Source organism: Pseudomonas sp. OVF7, from assembly GCF_030644265.1.
Classification (GTDB): domain Bacteria; phylum Pseudomonadota; class Gammaproteobacteria; order Pseudomonadales; family Pseudomonadaceae; genus Aquipseudomonas; species Aquipseudomonas gorinensis.
On record NZ_CP128996.1, the window covers coordinates 7,065,209 to 7,079,728 of the forward strand.

13 protein-coding genes are annotated in these 14,520 nt (G+C 60.0%); 3 read left to right on the forward strand and 10 right to left on the reverse strand.

The features are described from left to right. Window positions 1-401 precede the first annotated feature (401 nt). The 3 genes from QU606_RS32260 to QU606_RS32270 form a co-directional block, all read right to left on the reverse strand. Window positions 402-869 carry an inhibitor of vertebrate lysozyme family protein gene (locus QU606_RS32260; protein ID WP_024072639.1) on the reverse strand — a complete coding sequence of 156 codons (468 nt, stop codon included), beginning with the start codon at window positions 867-869 and terminating at the stop codon, window positions 402-404. 2 nt (window positions 870-871) lie between these two features. Continuing rightward, entirely contained in the window at window positions 872-1,036 is a 165-nt protein-coding gene (locus QU606_RS32265) for a DUF1328 domain-containing protein (protein WP_003170804.1), read from the reverse strand. Window positions 1,037-1,114: 78 nt separating this feature from the next. Beyond that, the gene (locus tag QU606_RS32270) at window positions 1,115-1,399 is read right to left on the reverse strand and encodes a hypothetical protein (protein WP_024072638.1); all 285 of its coding nucleotides are present in this window, start codon (window positions 1,397-1,399) and stop codon (window positions 1,115-1,117) included. Between the two features lie 389 nt (window positions 1,400-1,788). Between QU606_RS32270 and algB the strand changes: the two genes are divergently transcribed. Both algB and QU606_RS32280 read left to right on the forward strand, forming a co-directional pair. Next, on the forward strand, window positions 1,789-3,135 hold the full coding sequence (algB, locus tag QU606_RS32275; protein ID WP_024072637.1) for a sigma-54-dependent response regulator transcription factor AlgB: 1,347 nt from the start codon (window positions 1,789-1,791) through the stop codon (window positions 3,133-3,135). A gap of 10 nt (window positions 3,136-3,145) precedes the next feature. After that, window positions 3,146-4,933 (forward strand): ATP-binding protein, encoded by a 1,788-nt coding sequence (locus QU606_RS32280; RefSeq protein WP_024072636.1) that lies wholly within the window; start codon window positions 3,146-3,148, stop codon window positions 4,931-4,933. Between the two features lie 106 nt (window positions 4,934-5,039). Here QU606_RS32280 and QU606_RS32285 read toward each other — a convergent pair whose 3' ends face one another. The 6 genes from QU606_RS32285 to QU606_RS32310 form a co-directional block, all read right to left on the reverse strand. Further along, complete coding sequence (locus QU606_RS32285) at window positions 5,040-5,816, reverse strand: N-acetylmuramoyl-L-alanine amidase (protein WP_024072635.1); 777 nt, start codon at window positions 5,814-5,816, stop codon at window positions 5,040-5,042. Window positions 5,817-5,904: 88 nt separating this feature from the next. Next, on the reverse strand, window positions 5,905-8,010 hold the full coding sequence (locus QU606_RS32290) for a diguanylate cyclase (RefSeq protein WP_304997999.1): 2,106 nt from the start codon (window positions 8,008-8,010) through the stop codon (window positions 5,905-5,907). Further along, the gene (locus QU606_RS32295) at window positions 8,007-8,885 is read right to left on the reverse strand and encodes an endonuclease/exonuclease/phosphatase family protein (protein WP_024072633.1); all 879 of its coding nucleotides are present in this window, start codon (window positions 8,883-8,885) and stop codon (window positions 8,007-8,009) included. Before QU606_RS32295 ends, QU606_RS32290 begins: the two co-directional genes overlap by 4 nt. A gap of 10 nt (window positions 8,886-8,895) precedes the next feature. Continuing rightward, entirely contained in the window at window positions 8,896-9,531 is a 636-nt protein-coding gene (dsbA, locus tag QU606_RS32300; RefSeq protein ID WP_024072632.1) for a thiol:disulfide interchange protein DsbA, read from the reverse strand. A 168-nt stretch (window positions 9,532-9,699) separates the two neighbouring features. Continuing rightward, entirely contained in the window at window positions 9,700-10,305 is a 606-nt protein-coding gene (locus QU606_RS32305; protein WP_024072631.1) for a cytochrome c, read from the reverse strand. A 37-nt stretch (window positions 10,306-10,342) separates the two neighbouring features. Beyond that, window positions 10,343-10,642 (reverse strand): cytochrome c5 family protein, encoded by a 300-nt coding sequence (locus QU606_RS32310; RefSeq protein ID WP_024072630.1) that lies wholly within the window; start codon window positions 10,640-10,642, stop codon window positions 10,343-10,345. A gap of 192 nt (window positions 10,643-10,834) precedes the next feature. Between QU606_RS32310 and yihA the strand changes: the two genes are divergently transcribed. After that, window positions 10,835-11,476, forward strand: a complete 642-nt coding sequence (gene yihA, locus QU606_RS32315) for a ribosome biogenesis GTP-binding protein YihA/YsxC (RefSeq protein WP_024072629.1) — start codon at window positions 10,835-10,837, stop codon at window positions 11,474-11,476. A gap of 269 nt (window positions 11,477-11,745) precedes the next feature. On the opposite strand, the gene polA is transcribed toward yihA, so the two are convergent. Next, a complete protein-coding gene (polA, locus tag QU606_RS32320) occupies window positions 11,746-14,520 on the reverse strand; it encodes a DNA polymerase I (RefSeq protein ID WP_024072628.1) in 2,775 nt (924 codons plus the stop codon).

Sequence of the window (14,520 nt, forward strand, 5' to 3'; positions counted from 1 at the left end):
CAAAAATGCCTGGGAATTCAGAGGGGTCATGTCAGAAATGGCCTATAGCGCAGACAAAACTTTCTCGATGGATGGTCTCCACCGACACACCAAGTAATGGTTGAGGGAGCGCAAAAAGAAGTTTCTCGGCTATGGACGGTATGGGAGGCGAGGGGGGCTTAATAAGCCCGTCGCAAGTTCAGCAAGCTTGAGGACTTGTGAACTTGCGCCGCAGCTTTTCACCTGACCCGGCCCTTGCGCAGGTACTCCCTGTACCCGTAGGTCACGCCGATCTCGATTGATCAGAACAACCCGGCCCCCTGGTCATGCATCACCCCTGGCGGGCGATGCAAACAGAAAGAAGCGAGGGGCTTCTTTCTATGGACGCCAGCCCCGTAGACGCCAGACGCGTCAGACGGAACCTAGTACCAATTCGGATCTTTCTTCAGCTGTTCCATCAGCAGCTTTTTCATGCCCTCATCCGGCTTACCGATAAAACGGTAATCCGCGTGCCGGGTCGGGGATTTATCTGCCGGCAAACCGGCGGGCACTTCCACCAACATGGCGTAGGCATCTTCCTTGTCGAAGCTGAAGGCAACGATCAAGCGCTTATTCCGGCACGTGTCCGCGGTTTCACAGAGCGGCCCGACCAAGTACTTGTCGCCATCCTCCTCGACAGCATTCATTTGCTCCGCCGCACCGGACAGGTTCATCACCCATTCCGGCAGGCGTTCTTCTTTCTTCACCACGCTTTGCCAGGTTTCACGGTATTGCGGGTCCGCGCTGAGCAATTCGCTGGCCCGGGTCTGACCGTCGTTGGCGGCCATTGCCAGGCCGCTGCCGCCCAGGAGCAGGACGGCAGCTATGGCTTTGAGAGACAAAGTGGTCATATTCAGCCTCGGCCGCGACGACCAAAGAAGAACGAAGCGATGAACATCACCAGGAAAACGACAAACAGGATCTTGGCGATACCCGTTGCGGTGCCCGCGATACCACCGAAGCCCAGGACTGCAGCCACAATGGCGATGATCAGAAATGTGATTGCCCAACTCAACATGGTGATTCTCCTTACGCTTCTATAGGGGTAACAGCGGTAGTGCCGTACAGCCGCTCGACTCGAGCGGCCTTTTGTTGCCTAGAACACCCAGCGCTCCTGGGATGGCAGTTCACTCAGGGATGAATCCTGGTCAACCATCCGCAGCTGCGGGGCTGTTGCATCGGCAGAAACGCTGCCAACGGAACGGAAATGGGTCTGCGTCATCACTGGACGTTCAAAATGCGGGGTTTGCTGCTGACCGTGCTGCCAATGCTGCAGTTGCTGGCCGCCAATCAACGTGACCATCAGGGCCAGGCTGGCAAACAGACCTTGTTGCAAGCGCAGTGGCGATACATGCAAGTGGCTGAGGCTTTGGCGAGTCATGCTGCATTTCTCCCGCATTCTGATTATTCGTTCATGACGCTCTTGGGAGAGGTATTGCAGAGCGCATGCCAGCTTTTTTACAAAATAAAACTCAATAAAAACAATGAGTTAAATATTTTATCTAGGGATAAGGCCCAGCATCCTGCACGATGCCTCCGTGTGGGCCGTGCGAAATGCACGATAGCCAACGGTCGGATCGATGGATCGAAAACAGAAACTGCGTTGCCGAAGTGGCAAGACGGCATGAAAACGCCATCAGGTAGGCCTTGTAGGAAGACATGCAGATACCTGCACGACCTTGCCTTTTATCGATCAGAATAAACCATGCAACTTGCCCGATTATTACGGGACTAAACACCATCATTCATAGTTTAAGGAGCGCGGGACAGATGGAATCAGCCAAGGAACTTCAAGGCCGTATTCTTTTAGTGGATGACGAATCCGCGATCCTCCGCACCTTCCGTTATTGCCTGGAAGATGAAGGCTACACCGTGGCCACCGCCAACAGCGCCGCCCAAGCCGATACCCTGATGCAGCGCCAGGTGTTCGACCTGTGCTTCCTGGACCTGCGCCTGGGCGAAGACAACGGCCTGGATGTATTGGCCCAAATGCGAATTCAAGCCCCCTGGATGCGCGTGGTGATTGTGACCGCGCATTCGGCGGTCGATACGGCCGTGGATGCCATCCAGGCCGGTGCTGCCGACTACCTGGTCAAGCCCTGCAGCCCGGACCAGTTGCGCCTGGCCACCGCCAAGCAGTTGGAAGTGCGCCAGCTCTCCGCGCGCCTGGAAGCCCTTGAGGGCGCAGTCCGCCAATCGAAGGACGGCCTCGACTCCCATAGCCCGGCGATGATGGTGGTGCTGGAAACCGCACGCCAGGTGGCCGGGACTGATGCCAATATCCTGATCCTCGGCGAGTCCGGCACGGGTAAAGGCGAGCTCGCTCGTGCTATTCACGGCTGGAGCAAACGTTCGAAGAAGTCCTGCGTCACCATCAACTGCCCATCTCTGACGGCGGAACTGATGGAAAGCGAATTGTTCGGGCACAGCCGCGGAGCCTTCACCGGCGCCAGCGAGAGTACCCTGGGGCGTGTCAACCAGGCGGACGGCGGCACGTTGTTTCTTGACGAAATCGGCGACTTTCCCCTCACTTTACAGCCCAAATTACTGCGATTCATCCAGGACAAGGAATACGAGCGCGTGGGTGACCCGGTGACCCGGCGCGCCGATGTGCGCATCCTCGCGGCTACCAACCTGAACCTGGAAGACATGGTGCGCGACGGTCGCTTCCGCGAAGACTTGCTGTACCGCCTCAATGTCATCACCCTGCACCTGCCGCCGTTGCGCGAACGCAGTGAAGACATCCTGACCCTGGCCGACCGCTTCCTGGCGCGCTTCGTCAAGGAGTATGCCCGTCCGGCACGCGGCTTCAGCGACGAGGCCCGCGAGGCCCTGCTGAACTATCGCTGGCCGGGCAATATCCGCGAACTGCGCAACGTGGTGGAACGCGCCAGCATTATTTGCCCTCAGGAAAAAGTCGAAATCAGCCATCTCGGCATGGCCGAGCAACCGACCAACAATGCGCCGCGGATTGGCGCGGCGTTGAGCTTGGATGAACTGGAAAAAGCTCACATCGGCGCGGTACTGGCCACCAGCGATACCCTGGACCAGGCGGCCCGAACCCTAGGCATCGACGCATCGACCCTGTACCGCAAACGCAAACAGTACAACCTGTGAGCGGTACCTTATGAAGCTAGCGATGACACTGCGCACTCGATTGTTCTTGAGTATCTCCGCGCTGATTACCGTCGCCTTGCTGGGGTTGATCCTGGGCCTGGTCAGTGTGATGCAAATGGCCAAGAGCCAGGAGTCGCTGATCCGCAGCAACTTCATCACCCTGGACCTGGGCCTGAAGTTGCGCCAGACCCTGGGGGACCAGTTGATCCTGATGCTCAGTGAGCATCCGGACCTGGCGGCCCTGCAAACCTCCAAGCAGCACTATTTCGAGCTGCTGGACCAAGGCATCGCCCATGAGGAACAAGATGGCCTCGCCAGCGGGTTCAGCCAGGCGCGAATTGACTACCAGAACTTCCTGAAGGCTTTCGAGGATTCCCAACAAATCTCGCTTGCCAACAATAAAAACGAAAAGCTCACCGAAACCTTCAATGCGTTGCGCAATGGCCTGCTCGCCGAGCACAAGCGCGCCTTGGAGAATATCAACACCAGCGAGCACAAATCCCGTGGCCGTGCGTTGTTGATCGCAGGCCTGCTGGGGCTGGTCGGCCTGGCGGTGTTGATCATCGGTTTCGTCACCGCCCATGGCATCGCACGGCGCTTTGGCGGGCCGATCGAAGCGTTGGCCAAGGCGGCGGACAAGATCGGGCAGGGCGATTTCGAAGTAACGCTGCCCATCTCGTCGGCCGCGGAGATGAACCAACTGACCCGCCGCTTCGGCATCATGGCCGAGGCATTGCGCCAACATCAGGCAACCAATGTCGACGAGCTATTGGCCGGCCAGCAGCGCTTGCAAGCAGTGCTCGACAGCATCGATGACGGGCTATTGATGATTGACCGCCAGGGCCGTCTGGAACACCTCAACCCCGTCGCACAGCGCCAGTTGGGTTGGGACGAGGAGCGTCTTGGCCAAGGCTTGAGCGAAGCGCTGGGGCGCCCTGAAATGGATGAACAGCTTCAGTTGGTGCTGCGCGGCGGCAACCTGGAGCGGGCGCCCGAGGACCTGGAAGTGGAGGTCGAAGGTGAATTGCGCCTGCTGACCTACAGCCTGACGCCGGTCAGCCATACCCAAGGCCACATCCTCGGCGCCGTGATGGTGCTGCATGACGTGACCGAGCAGCGCGCCTTTGAACGGGTACGCAGCGAATTCGTGCTACGCGCCTCTCATGAACTGCGTACGCCAGTGACCGGTATGCACATGGCATTTGGTCTGTTTCGCGAGCGCGCGAAGTTTCCTGAAGACTCGCGGGAAGCGGACCTGCTGGATACGGTCAATGAAGAAATGCAGCGCCTGATGCAGTTGATCAATGACCTGCTCAACTTCTCGCGCTATCAGAACGGTCTGCAAAAACTCACCCTGGGCCCGTGCGATGTCACTGACTTGCTGGAGCATGCGCGTGCCCGCTTCGCTGAACCGGCGAATGCGCAACATATCGAATTGCTGGTTGAAGCCCAAGCCGACTTGCCGAGGTTGTATGCCGACCAGGCTCAGCTGGAGCGCGTGCTCGATAACCTGTTGGGCAACGCCCTTCGCCATACCGCCGAAGGCGGGCAGATTCGCTTGCAGGCCCGGCGACATGGCGAACGGGTGATTATCAGCGTCGAGGACAATGGCGAAGGTATCGCCTATGGCCAGCAAGGCCGTATCTTCGAACCCTTCGTCCAGGTGGGCCGCAAGAAAGGCGGCGCCGGCCTCGGCTTGGCGCTGTGCAAGGAAATTGTGCAGCTGCACGGCGGTCGCATGGGCGTGTACTCGCGGCCGGGGCAGGGCACGCAGTTCTACATGGCACTGCCCTTGTAGGCGCCTGGCTCGCAGTGGCGCGAGTGCTGTCGAAGGGTCGCGCCGTCCCGCTGTGTGTAGCCGTCACGGGCTTGCGGGGGCGCCACAAGCACGCTTGTTCGCAGATTCAACGGCGATTCAGGGCGCGCAGGATCGCGGCGCTTTCCGCATCCGGTGTGCCATCGAACAACGACGGCCGGAAGTGCATCTGGAATGCCGCGATCACGTGGCGCGTGGCGACATCCAGCTCGCCGGTCTGCGGCGTCTGGTAGCCCAGGCGAGCCAACTCTTCCTGGAACCAGGTGATGCTCGGCAGATCGGTGGTGTACTGCAACTGGAAGCGGGCGACGGCCTGCGCATCGGGCCAGATCCCCAAGCCCTCGTCAGCCAGGCGCTTCCACGGGAACAACGGACCCGGATCCAGCTTGCGCAGCGGCGCGATGTCGCTATGCCCAATGATATTCCTGGGGTCGATGCCATTGCGTTTGCTGATGTCCTTGAGCAACACCACCAGGGATTTCACCTGGGCTTCGGAATACGGGTACCACACGCGCCCCGTCGGCGTGTCGCGATACCCCGGGTTGACGATTTCGATGCCGATGGAGCTGGAGTTCAGCCAGGTTCGGCCCATCCACTCGCTTTCCCCTGCATGCCAGGCGCGCTGGCTTTCGTCCACCAGCTTATAGATGGTGGCAGAGGCGTCGTCGCCGATCAGATAATGGCTGCTGACCTGGCCATGCGTGAGCAAGGCCAGGGAGCGCTCAAGGTTGGTGGAGGTGTAATGCACGACAACGAATTGCACACGGTTGTCGTGGTTCACGGAAGGGTGGCTGGTGTCCAGACGCGGGCCACTGGCGCAGCCGGCGAGCAGGAGAAACACAAAGGCGAAGCACAGGGATTTCATGGCGGAAGACAGTACGCTGAAGACAATAATGCAACAGTGTAACGTACGGCTTCTTGCCTGGCGGTCAAATTACAAAATGGAACATCTTTCAGGCCGCCTGCACCTGGTTACGCCCTGCCGCCTTAGCGCGGTATAACGCCTCGTCGGCGCGCTTGAGTGCCAGCTCACTGCGTTCGCCAGGCTGGAACTGCGCCACCCCCATCGACACCGTGATTGTCACCGGCTCGCCCTTGAAGTGAAACGGACAGGCCTCGATGGCAGCGCGCAGCATGCCACCCACCGCCAAGGCATCCGCCAGGGATGAGTCCGGCATCAGCAAGACAAACTCCTCACCGCCAAAACGCGCGATGAAGTCGCCCGGACGCAGGCGCTTGCGCAATACGTTGGCGATGATCTTCAACACTTTGTCACCCGCCAGGTGACCATAGCCGTCGTTGATGCGCTTGAAGTGGTCGAGATCCAGCATCGCCAGCGACAGGCTGTTGCCACGCTGATGCCAGATGTTCACCTCATGGTCCAGGCGCTCGCTCCAGGCCGCACGATTGGGCAGGCCGGTGAGCGGGTCGATCAGGGCCTTCTGGCGTTGCACCTCCAGGTGCTCGCGATAGCCCTGGGCCTCCTGTTCCATATTGGCGACGCGCTCCGCCAGCCCCTTGAGCCGCGCGGACAATTCCTGCTCACGCTGGTCGCGCTGCTGCTGGTGTTCATCCATGGTGCCGAGCAAGCCTTCAAGGTGGCTTTCGAGCACCTTCTTGAGACTGTCCAGGTCAGTCGCTTCCTGCACGCTGCTTTGCAGGCCGTCGACCTGCTCGCGAATCTGCGTGTCCAGCTCACGGGCTGCTGAGCGGCTGTCGGCATGGCCGTCGCTGGCCACCTGCAAATGCCCCTGGAACGCTTCGAGCCGCTCGTTCAGTTGCTTGAGGTAAGCCTCGAACTCATGCTGGCCGCTGTCGGTGACCGCCAGCATCAGCACGGCCAGGTCATCGAGAATCGGCAGCAATTCGTACCAGTTCAGCCCATGGGCCAGGCGTTCGCGCATGGCTTCGGCCTGGGGCCGATGGCGTTCGGGGAGGGACAGGTCTTCCAGCAGGCCGAGCAATGTGTCTTCGATGTGCTTGGCCACGGAGCTGTAGGACGGCTCAGGCGAATCGGGCAGAGCGTAGACGCCATCCGATTGCAGCTCGTCAGGATCGGCACTCTCCAGGACGGGCGGCAGGGACAGGCTGCCGATAGTGGTCTCGTCTGGCGCATCGACCAGCACGTCGGGCGCTTCGATAAAGGCAGCGAGTGCGCTTTCGGGTGCTGGCTCCTGTATCGCCGGTTCAGAGACATCGGTCTCAGCTGCCTCAATCGGCTGCGCGACAGGAGTGGCCTGGGCCGGAGCCTCGAATACGAAGGTTTCGCTGGCGACTTTCGCGGCACCGGCAACCTCTGCGACCGGTACAGCCTTGACGGGCGCGACTGACACAGCAGGCGCAGCAGGCGCAAGCTGAGGTTGAGACTCAGGGGCTGCCGGCAGCGGCGCAAAGGCCCGCAAGGCTTGGGCCAACTCTTCGGATTGTGCAGGCGCTTGGGGTGCTGGTTCGGCTGCGACCTGGGTAGCAACAGGCGGCGGCGCGGACGGCGGCGGCGCTGGTTCGCCCACTGGCGCCTCAGTGCTGGCCTCCCGAGTGCCAAACAGGCGCTGCAGCAGGCCCGGCCCGGAGCGCGTGGCTTCACCCTCCGGCTCCAGATTATTCAACGCTTGCCCTTGCAGGGCGCTCAACTCACTGAGCAACAGCGGAATCTCGCGCGCCTGGCCGACACGGCCATCCAACTGCTTAGCGAAGGTTTTCAGCGGGCGCGCGACTTCACGGGGCAGCGGCAGTTTTTGCAACTGCGTCACCAGGGCCGTCAGCGCAGCACCCATCTGGTCGACACGCGTTTCGCGGCGCTGCTCTGAATCCAGCACGGCTTTTTCCAGTCGTGGCAACAAGGCAGCAAGGGCGGCGTCCATATCATCTGTGCGCACGACATCGCGCATTTCCTTCATGCATTGATCGACCGCGCGGTCGGTGCCCTCAGCAGCCAGCGTGCTGCGTACCAACCCTCGGCGCAGCAGGTCGAGGCGAGAGGCCCAGCGACGTTCGAGCTTTTCTTGTTGCTCGATGCTTAACAGGTATTTTTCTTTCCAGCGCTGGGCGTCGTCGCTCATGCAAGGGGTCCGCGAGGGCCGGGGCTCAACGCGGGCAATGCATCAACCGTGAGCGAACCCGGCAGACGAATCTCTACCGCGACCGGCAGGTGATCGGAGATAGGCTGCGCCAGCACCTGCACACTTTCGAGTGTGAGGGTCGGGCTGAGCAGGATATGGTCAAGACAACGCTGCGGACGCCAGCTGGGAAACGTGGCTTCGACTTGCGGCGCCAGTAGCCCGAGGTCCCGCAACGGGGAGTTCTGCAGCAGGTCATTGGCATGGGTGTTCATGTCACCCATCAGCACTTGATGCTTGTAGTTGCCAATCAACTCGCGCACGTAGGCCAGTTGCAGGTTGCGCGTACGCCCCCCGAGCGCCAGGTGCATCATCACCACCACCAAGGCCTCCGGCCCTTCACCGAAACGCACGAGAATCGCTCCCCGGCCCTTGGGGCCCGGCAGTGGGTGATCTTCGATGGCAGTCGGTTTAAGGCGGCTCAGCACACCATTACTGTGCTGCGCCAGACGCCCGAGGTTGCGATTGAGTTGCTGATACCAGTAGGGGAAGGCACCGAGCTGAGCCAGGTGCTCGACCTGGTTGATGTAGCCCGAGCGTATGCTGCCGCCGTCGGCCTCCTGCAAGGCGACCAGGTCAAAGTCGTTGAGCAGGTTGCCGATCTTTTGCAGGTTACCGGCCCGCCCATTGTGAGGCAGCAGATGCTGCCAGCCACGGGTCAGGTAGTGCCGGTATTTTTCGGTGCTGATACCGACCTGGATATTGAAGCTGAGCAGGCGCAACCGGCTATCTGCCGGCAAGCCCGTGGATTCCAGGTGATCCTCATTGACCCGCGCGTCATGCAGGCCAACAACGCGTTCGGTACCCCAGCGGCGCATGACAGGCCCCTTACTTGGCTGCGCGCTCTTTGGCGATCAGTTGGTCGGCAACATTGAGGGTCGCTTCAGGACCACCGGTAGTGCCCAGGTCGAAACGGTATTTGCCGTTGACGATCATGGTTGGAACGCCCTGCACGCCATACTTCTGCGCGAGTTCCTTGGCCTGCTTGATCTGGCCCTGGATGGCGAAGGAATTGAAAGTGGCCAGGAACTTGTCCTTGTCTACACCCTGGGTTGCGACGAAGTCAGCCATTTCATCAGGCTTGGTCAGGCGCTTGCCTTGTTTCTGGATCGCGTCGAAGACGGCGTTGTGAACCTTGTGCTCCACACCCATGGCTTCCAGGGTCAGGAACAGTTGGCCGTGTGCATCCCAAGGGCCGCCGAACATGGCCGGAATACGTTTGAAGTTCACATCGGAAGGCAATTTCTCAACCCATGGGTTGATGGTCGGTTCAAAGGCGTAGCAATGCGGGCACCCATACCAGAACAGCTCCACCACTTCGATTTTGCCGGGTACCGATACAGGTACAGGGTTAGCCAATTCAACGTAGGTCTTACCGGCTTCAAGCGGCACGTCGGCAGCTTGTGCGGTCATGCCGAAGAGGCTGGCAGTGACGAGAGCGGCGCTGAGGATCAGATTACGCATGCTTTACTCCTGGACAAATAAAGTCGCCTCACGCGACCTTTGTTGTGACAGGTCTACGCGGGCATGAGTTCGTTAGTGTAACGGCACCGGCCACAAAAAAGGGCGGCCTAAGCCACCCTTTTTATGCTTGCATCGCGGGATTAATCGAGCGTTAACGTACTGCCCGGATCAGTGCAGGCCCTGGATGTACTGGGAAACCGCTTCGATATCCTTGTTGCTGAGCTTGGCAGCAATGCTCTGCATGATCTTGGTATCACCGTCGTTGGTACGATTGCCTTCACGGAAGTCAGTCAGCTGCTTGGCGACATACTGCGCATGCTGGCCGCTCAAGTGAGGGAAGCCTGCCGCTGCAAGGCCTGCGCCATTAGGCGAGTGGCAACCGATGCACGAAGGCATGCCTTTTTCAAGGTTGCCACCGCGGAACAGGTCTTGGCCGCGGGCCACCTGCTTGGGATCGGCAGCTCCCACACTGCCTTTCTGGCTGGAAAAATAGGCGGCGATATCGGCCAGGTCCTGGTCACTGAGGTTGGTCAGCAAGCCGGTCATTTCCAGGACCGTGCGCTTGCCGTCCTTGATGTCGTGCATCTGCTTGGTCAGGTAACGCTCCCCCTGGCCGGCCAGTTTGGGGAAGTTCGGTGCCGGGCTATTACCATCCGGTCCATGGCAAGCACCACACACGGCGGCTTTCGCCTGACCCGCAGCAGCGTCGCCTGCAGCATGGGCAACACCGGTGATGCCCAAGGTCAACAGCAGACTCACGATCAGTTTGTTCATCAGCTAATCCAACTACGGCTAAGGGTTTAAGAGTTATCTAACCGGGTTTACTCACCATCATTTCAATAATGGCCTGGTAATCCTCGGGACTGCAGTCCATGCACAAACCACGCGGCGGCATTGCCTTGAAACCCTGGGTCACGTGTCGCACCAGCGTGTCCATGCCCTGCGCCCGCCTGGGCGCCCATGCTGCCTGGTCACCCCGCTTCGGGGCGTTCGGCAGTTGGCCGGCATGGCAAGCCACGCAAACTCGGTTGTACACCGCTTCCGGATCCTGTGTAGCCTGAGCGCCGTAAAGCGGAACCAGGACACCGATAGCAAGCAACCATCTGGTCATACATCGACCTTTTCAGGGTTTGAGAGCGTTTTGCGTTCTAATGCGCAATAAAGGTCTATCGCTCCCGTGAACTTCATCCTTCGCTGGGACAAAGCACACACAAAATCTGCGGCATTATATACTGGCGCTACTGAAACGGAAACGACACCGCTTGCCGCACCCTTTTTCGGCACCGCCCACATCGGAAATCTCATGCAACTCAAGAATCCCATCCTCGGCCTGTGCCAACAGTCCACGTTCATGCTCAGCGCCGCCAAAGTTGACCAATGCCCCGATGACGAAGGCTTTGAAGTCGCCTTTGCCGGTCGCTCCAACGCCGGTAAATCCAGCGCGCTGAACACCCTGACCCACGCCAGCCTGGCGCGTACCTCGAAAACCCCGGGCCGCACGCAGTTGCTCAACTTCTTCAAGCTAGACGATGATCGGCGTCTGGTCGACCTTCCCGGCTACGGTTACGCAAAAGTCCCTATCCCGTTGAAGCTGCACTGGCAGCGTCACCTGGAGGCTTACCTGGGCGGCCGGGAGAGTTTGAAGGGCTTGATCCTGATGATGGACATCCGTCATCCAATGACCGACTTCGACCTGCTGATGCTCGATTGGGCAGTCGCCAGCGGCATGCCAATGCATATCCTGCTGACCAAGGCCGACAAGCTGACCTACGGCGCCGCCAAGAACACGCTGCTCAAAGTGCAGGCCGAAATCCGTAAAGGGTGGGGTGACGCGATCACCATCCAGTTGTTCTCAGCGCCAAAGCGCATGGGCCTGGAAGACGCCTACACCGTGCTGGCCAGTTGGATGGAATTGGCAGACAAGGGCGCGGAAATCGCCGAGTAACTTTTCGACGGGCAAAAAAAACCCCGGACTTCGTATGGGGAGGGGAAGTTCGGGGTTCAAGTTCCGGACCGCTAGGGCGGGGTCCAGATATCTGCCAACACTTAACACAACATAGGAGCATTGAAGGGCTTCACCACCCATTCAGTAACTCTGAGTCGCATTTCATGAGTTAAGTTCCTGCCCGCCCAAAAAACTATTGGCAATAACTGACATCACTTTCGGATCTAACGCGCTCAGCCGCCACGCTGGGTGGCGGCAAAGCCGCGAAATCAGTGGGCTTCGTCCCAGTTGTCGCCCACACCCACTTCCACCAGCAAGGGCACATCCAGTGTCACGGCCTGGCTCATGTGCTGACGAATCTCCTCACGCACTGTATCGACCAGGTCTTCGCGAACCTCCAGCACCAATTCATCGTGCACCTGCAGGATGACTTTGGCGTCCAGGCCCGACTCGGCCAGCCAGTGATCCACCGCCACCATGGCTTTCTTGATGATGTCCGCCGCCGTGCCCTGCATCGGTGCGTTGATCGCCGTCCGTTCGGCACCCTTGCGCAGCGCCGGGTTCTTCGCGTTGATGTCCGGCAGGTACAGGCGACGACCAAAAATGGTCTCGACGTATCCCTGCTCGGCCGCCTGGGCGCGGGTGCGTTCCATATAAGCCAGCACGCCAGGGTAGCGGGCGAAGTAGCGGTCGATATACGCCTGGGATTGCTTGCGGTCGACGCCGATCTGCTTGGCCAGGCCAAACGCGCTCATGCCGTAGATCAGGCCGAAGTTGATCGCCTTGGCGCTGCGCCGCTGGTCGGTGGTCACTGCATCCAACGCCACCCCGAATACTTCGGCAGCGGTAGCCTTGTGCACATCCAGGTCATTACGGAAAGCATGCAGCAGGCCTTCATCCTTGGCCAGGTGCGCCATGATCCGCAGTTCGATCTGCGAGTAGTCCGCCGCCAGCAACTTGTAGCCTTTGGGCGCGATGAACGCCTGGCGAATCCGCCGGCCTTCGGCGGTGCGGATCGGAATGTTCTGCAAGTTCGGGTCACTGGACGACAAACGCCCGGTTGCCGCCACCGCTTGGTGATAAGACGTGTGAATACGCCCGGTGCGCGGGTTGATCTGCTCTGGCAGGCGGTCGGTGTAGGTGCTTTTGAGCTTGCTCATCGAGCGGTATTGCATCAGTACCTTGGGCAACGGGAAATCCTGGTCGGCCAACTCGGCGAGCACCGCTTCGGCGGTCGACGCCTGGCCCTTGGCGGTCTTGCTGAGCACCGGGTGGCCGAGTTTTTCGTAGAGGATCGCGCCCAATTGCTTGGGTGAGCCAAGGTTGAATTCCTCACCCGCGATGGCAAATGCCTCGCGCTCCAACTCGACCATCTTGTTCCCCAGCTCAACGCTCTGCACACCGAGGAGCTTGGCATCCACAAGCGCACCCTGGCGTTCGATACGCGCCAACACCGGCACCAACGGCATTTCGATATCCGTCAGCACCGAGGCCAGGCTTGGGATAGCCAGGAGTTTTTCATGCAGGGTCTGATGCAGGCGCAAGGTCACGTCAGCATCTTCTGCGGCATATGGGCCGGCTTGTTCGAGGGAGATCTGGTCAAAAGTCAGCTGTTTGGCGCCTTTGCCGGCGATATCCTGGAAGCTGACGGTGGTGTGGCCCAGGTATTTCTGAGCCAGGCTGTCCATATCATGGCGGGTGGCGGTGGAATCCAGGACGTAGGACTCGAGCATAGTGTCGTAGGCAATGCCCTGCACCGAGATGCCGCATGCCTGATCACCGCCGATAGCGCAGTTGGCCAGGATGTTCATGTCGAACTTGGCGTGCTGGCCGACCTTGAGCTTGCTCGGGTCTTCGAGAATCGGCTTGAGTGCGCGCAGCACCGTGTCACGGTCCAGTTGCTCCGGTACGCCCATGTAGGAATGGGTCAGCGGGATATAGGCGGCCTCATAGGGCTGGACTGCAAACGACAACCCCACCAATTGCGCCTGCTGGGCATCAATGCCAGTGGTCTCGGTGTCGAAGGCAAACAACTTGGCGTCGCCGAGCTTCTTCAACCACACGTCAAAACGCGCCTGGTCGAGGATGGTTTCGTACTTTAGTGCGGTATCGACGAGCGGCGCATTCTCCACAACCGGAGCCGCCACCTCCAGCCCAGAGCGCTTGGCGTCGCGTTGCACTTCGTCGAACCAGCTCTTGAACTCCAGGAGGGTGTACAACTCCAGGAGCTTCTCGCGATCCGGCTCGATCAGGTGCAGGTCATCCAAGCCCACATCCAGCGGTACATCGATCTTGATGGTTGCCAGCTGGTAGGACAGGAACGCCATCTCCTTATGCTCCAGCAGCTTGGCCGGCAGCGTCTTGGCACCGCGGATGGGCAGGGTTGGCACGATATCCAGTTGCTCGTACAACTCTTTCAGGCCGCCATTAACGCCCACCAACAAGCCAGAGGCGGTTTTGGGACCAATGCCTGGAACCCCTGGAATGTTGTCGGACGAGTCGCCCATCAGCGCCAGATAGTCGATGATCTGCTCCGGAGCGACGCCAAATTTCTCCTTTACGCCCTCCACATCCATGGCGCTACCGGTCATGGTGTTGACCAAGGTAATGTGCCCGTCCACCAGTTGCGCCATGTCCTTGTCACCGGTCGAAATCACCACCGGGCGGTCAGCGGCCGCGCTGCTGCGGGCCAGGGTGCCGATGACATCATCGGCCTCGACGCCTTCGACGCACAGTAAAGGGAAGCCCAGGGCGATCACGCTCTGGTGCAGCGGCTCGATCTGCAAGCGCATGTCATCTGGCATGCTCGGACGGTTGGCCTTGTACTGCGCGTACATATCGTCGCGAAAGGTCCCACCCTTGGCGTCGAACACCACCGCGAACGGGCTGTCCGGGTACTGCTTGCGCAGGCTCTTGAGCATGTTCAACACGCCCTTGACCGCACCGGTCGGCAGGCCTTTGGAGGTGGTCAGGGGTGGCAGCGCATGGAAGGCGCGGTACAGATAAGAAGAACCGTCCACCAGGACGAGGGGTGCTTGGCTCAT

What these genes read in the sequence shown, in the direction of transcription:
- QU606_RS32260 (WP_024072639.1), bottom strand. Translation starts at nt 869, where the DNA reads ATGACCACTTTGTCTCTCAAAGCCATAGCTGCCGTCCTGCTCCTGGGC.
- QU606_RS32265 (WP_003170804.1), bottom strand. Translation starts at nt 1,036, where the DNA reads ATGTTGAGTTGGGCAATCACATTTCTGATCATCGCCATTGTGGCTGCA.
- QU606_RS32270 (WP_024072638.1), bottom strand. Translation starts at nt 1,399, where the DNA reads ATGACTCGCCAAAGCCTCAGCCACTTGCATGTATCGCCACTGCGCTTG.
- algB (WP_024072637.1), top strand. Translation starts at nt 1,789, where the DNA reads ATGGAATCAGCCAAGGAACTTCAAGGCCGTATTCTTTTAGTGGATGAC.
- QU606_RS32280 (WP_024072636.1), top strand. Translation starts at nt 3,146, where the DNA reads ATGAAGCTAGCGATGACACTGCGCACTCGATTGTTCTTGAGTATCTCC.
- QU606_RS32285 (WP_024072635.1), bottom strand. Translation starts at nt 5,816, where the DNA reads ATGAAATCCCTGTGCTTCGCCTTTGTGTTTCTCCTGCTCGCCGGCTGC.
- QU606_RS32290 (WP_304997999.1), bottom strand. Translation starts at nt 8,010, where the DNA reads ATGAGCGACGACGCCCAGCGCTGGAAAGAAAAATACCTGTTAAGCATC.
- QU606_RS32295 (WP_024072633.1), bottom strand. Translation starts at nt 8,885, where the DNA reads ATGCGCCGCTGGGGTACCGAACGCGTTGTTGGCCTGCATGACGCGCGG.
- dsbA (WP_024072632.1), bottom strand. Translation starts at nt 9,531, where the DNA reads ATGCGTAATCTGATCCTCAGCGCCGCTCTCGTCACTGCCAGCCTCTTC.
- QU606_RS32305 (WP_024072631.1), bottom strand. Translation starts at nt 10,305, where the DNA reads ATGAACAAACTGATCGTGAGTCTGCTGTTGACCTTGGGCATCACCGGT.
- QU606_RS32310 (WP_024072630.1), bottom strand. Translation starts at nt 10,642, where the DNA reads ATGACCAGATGGTTGCTTGCTATCGGTGTCCTGGTTCCGCTTTACGGC.
- yihA (WP_024072629.1), top strand. Translation starts at nt 10,835, where the DNA reads ATGCAACTCAAGAATCCCATCCTCGGCCTGTGCCAACAGTCCACGTTC.
- polA (WP_024072628.1), bottom strand. Translation starts at nt 14,520, where the DNA reads ATGAGCCAAGCACCCCTCGTCCTGGTGGACGGTTCTTCTTATCTGTAC.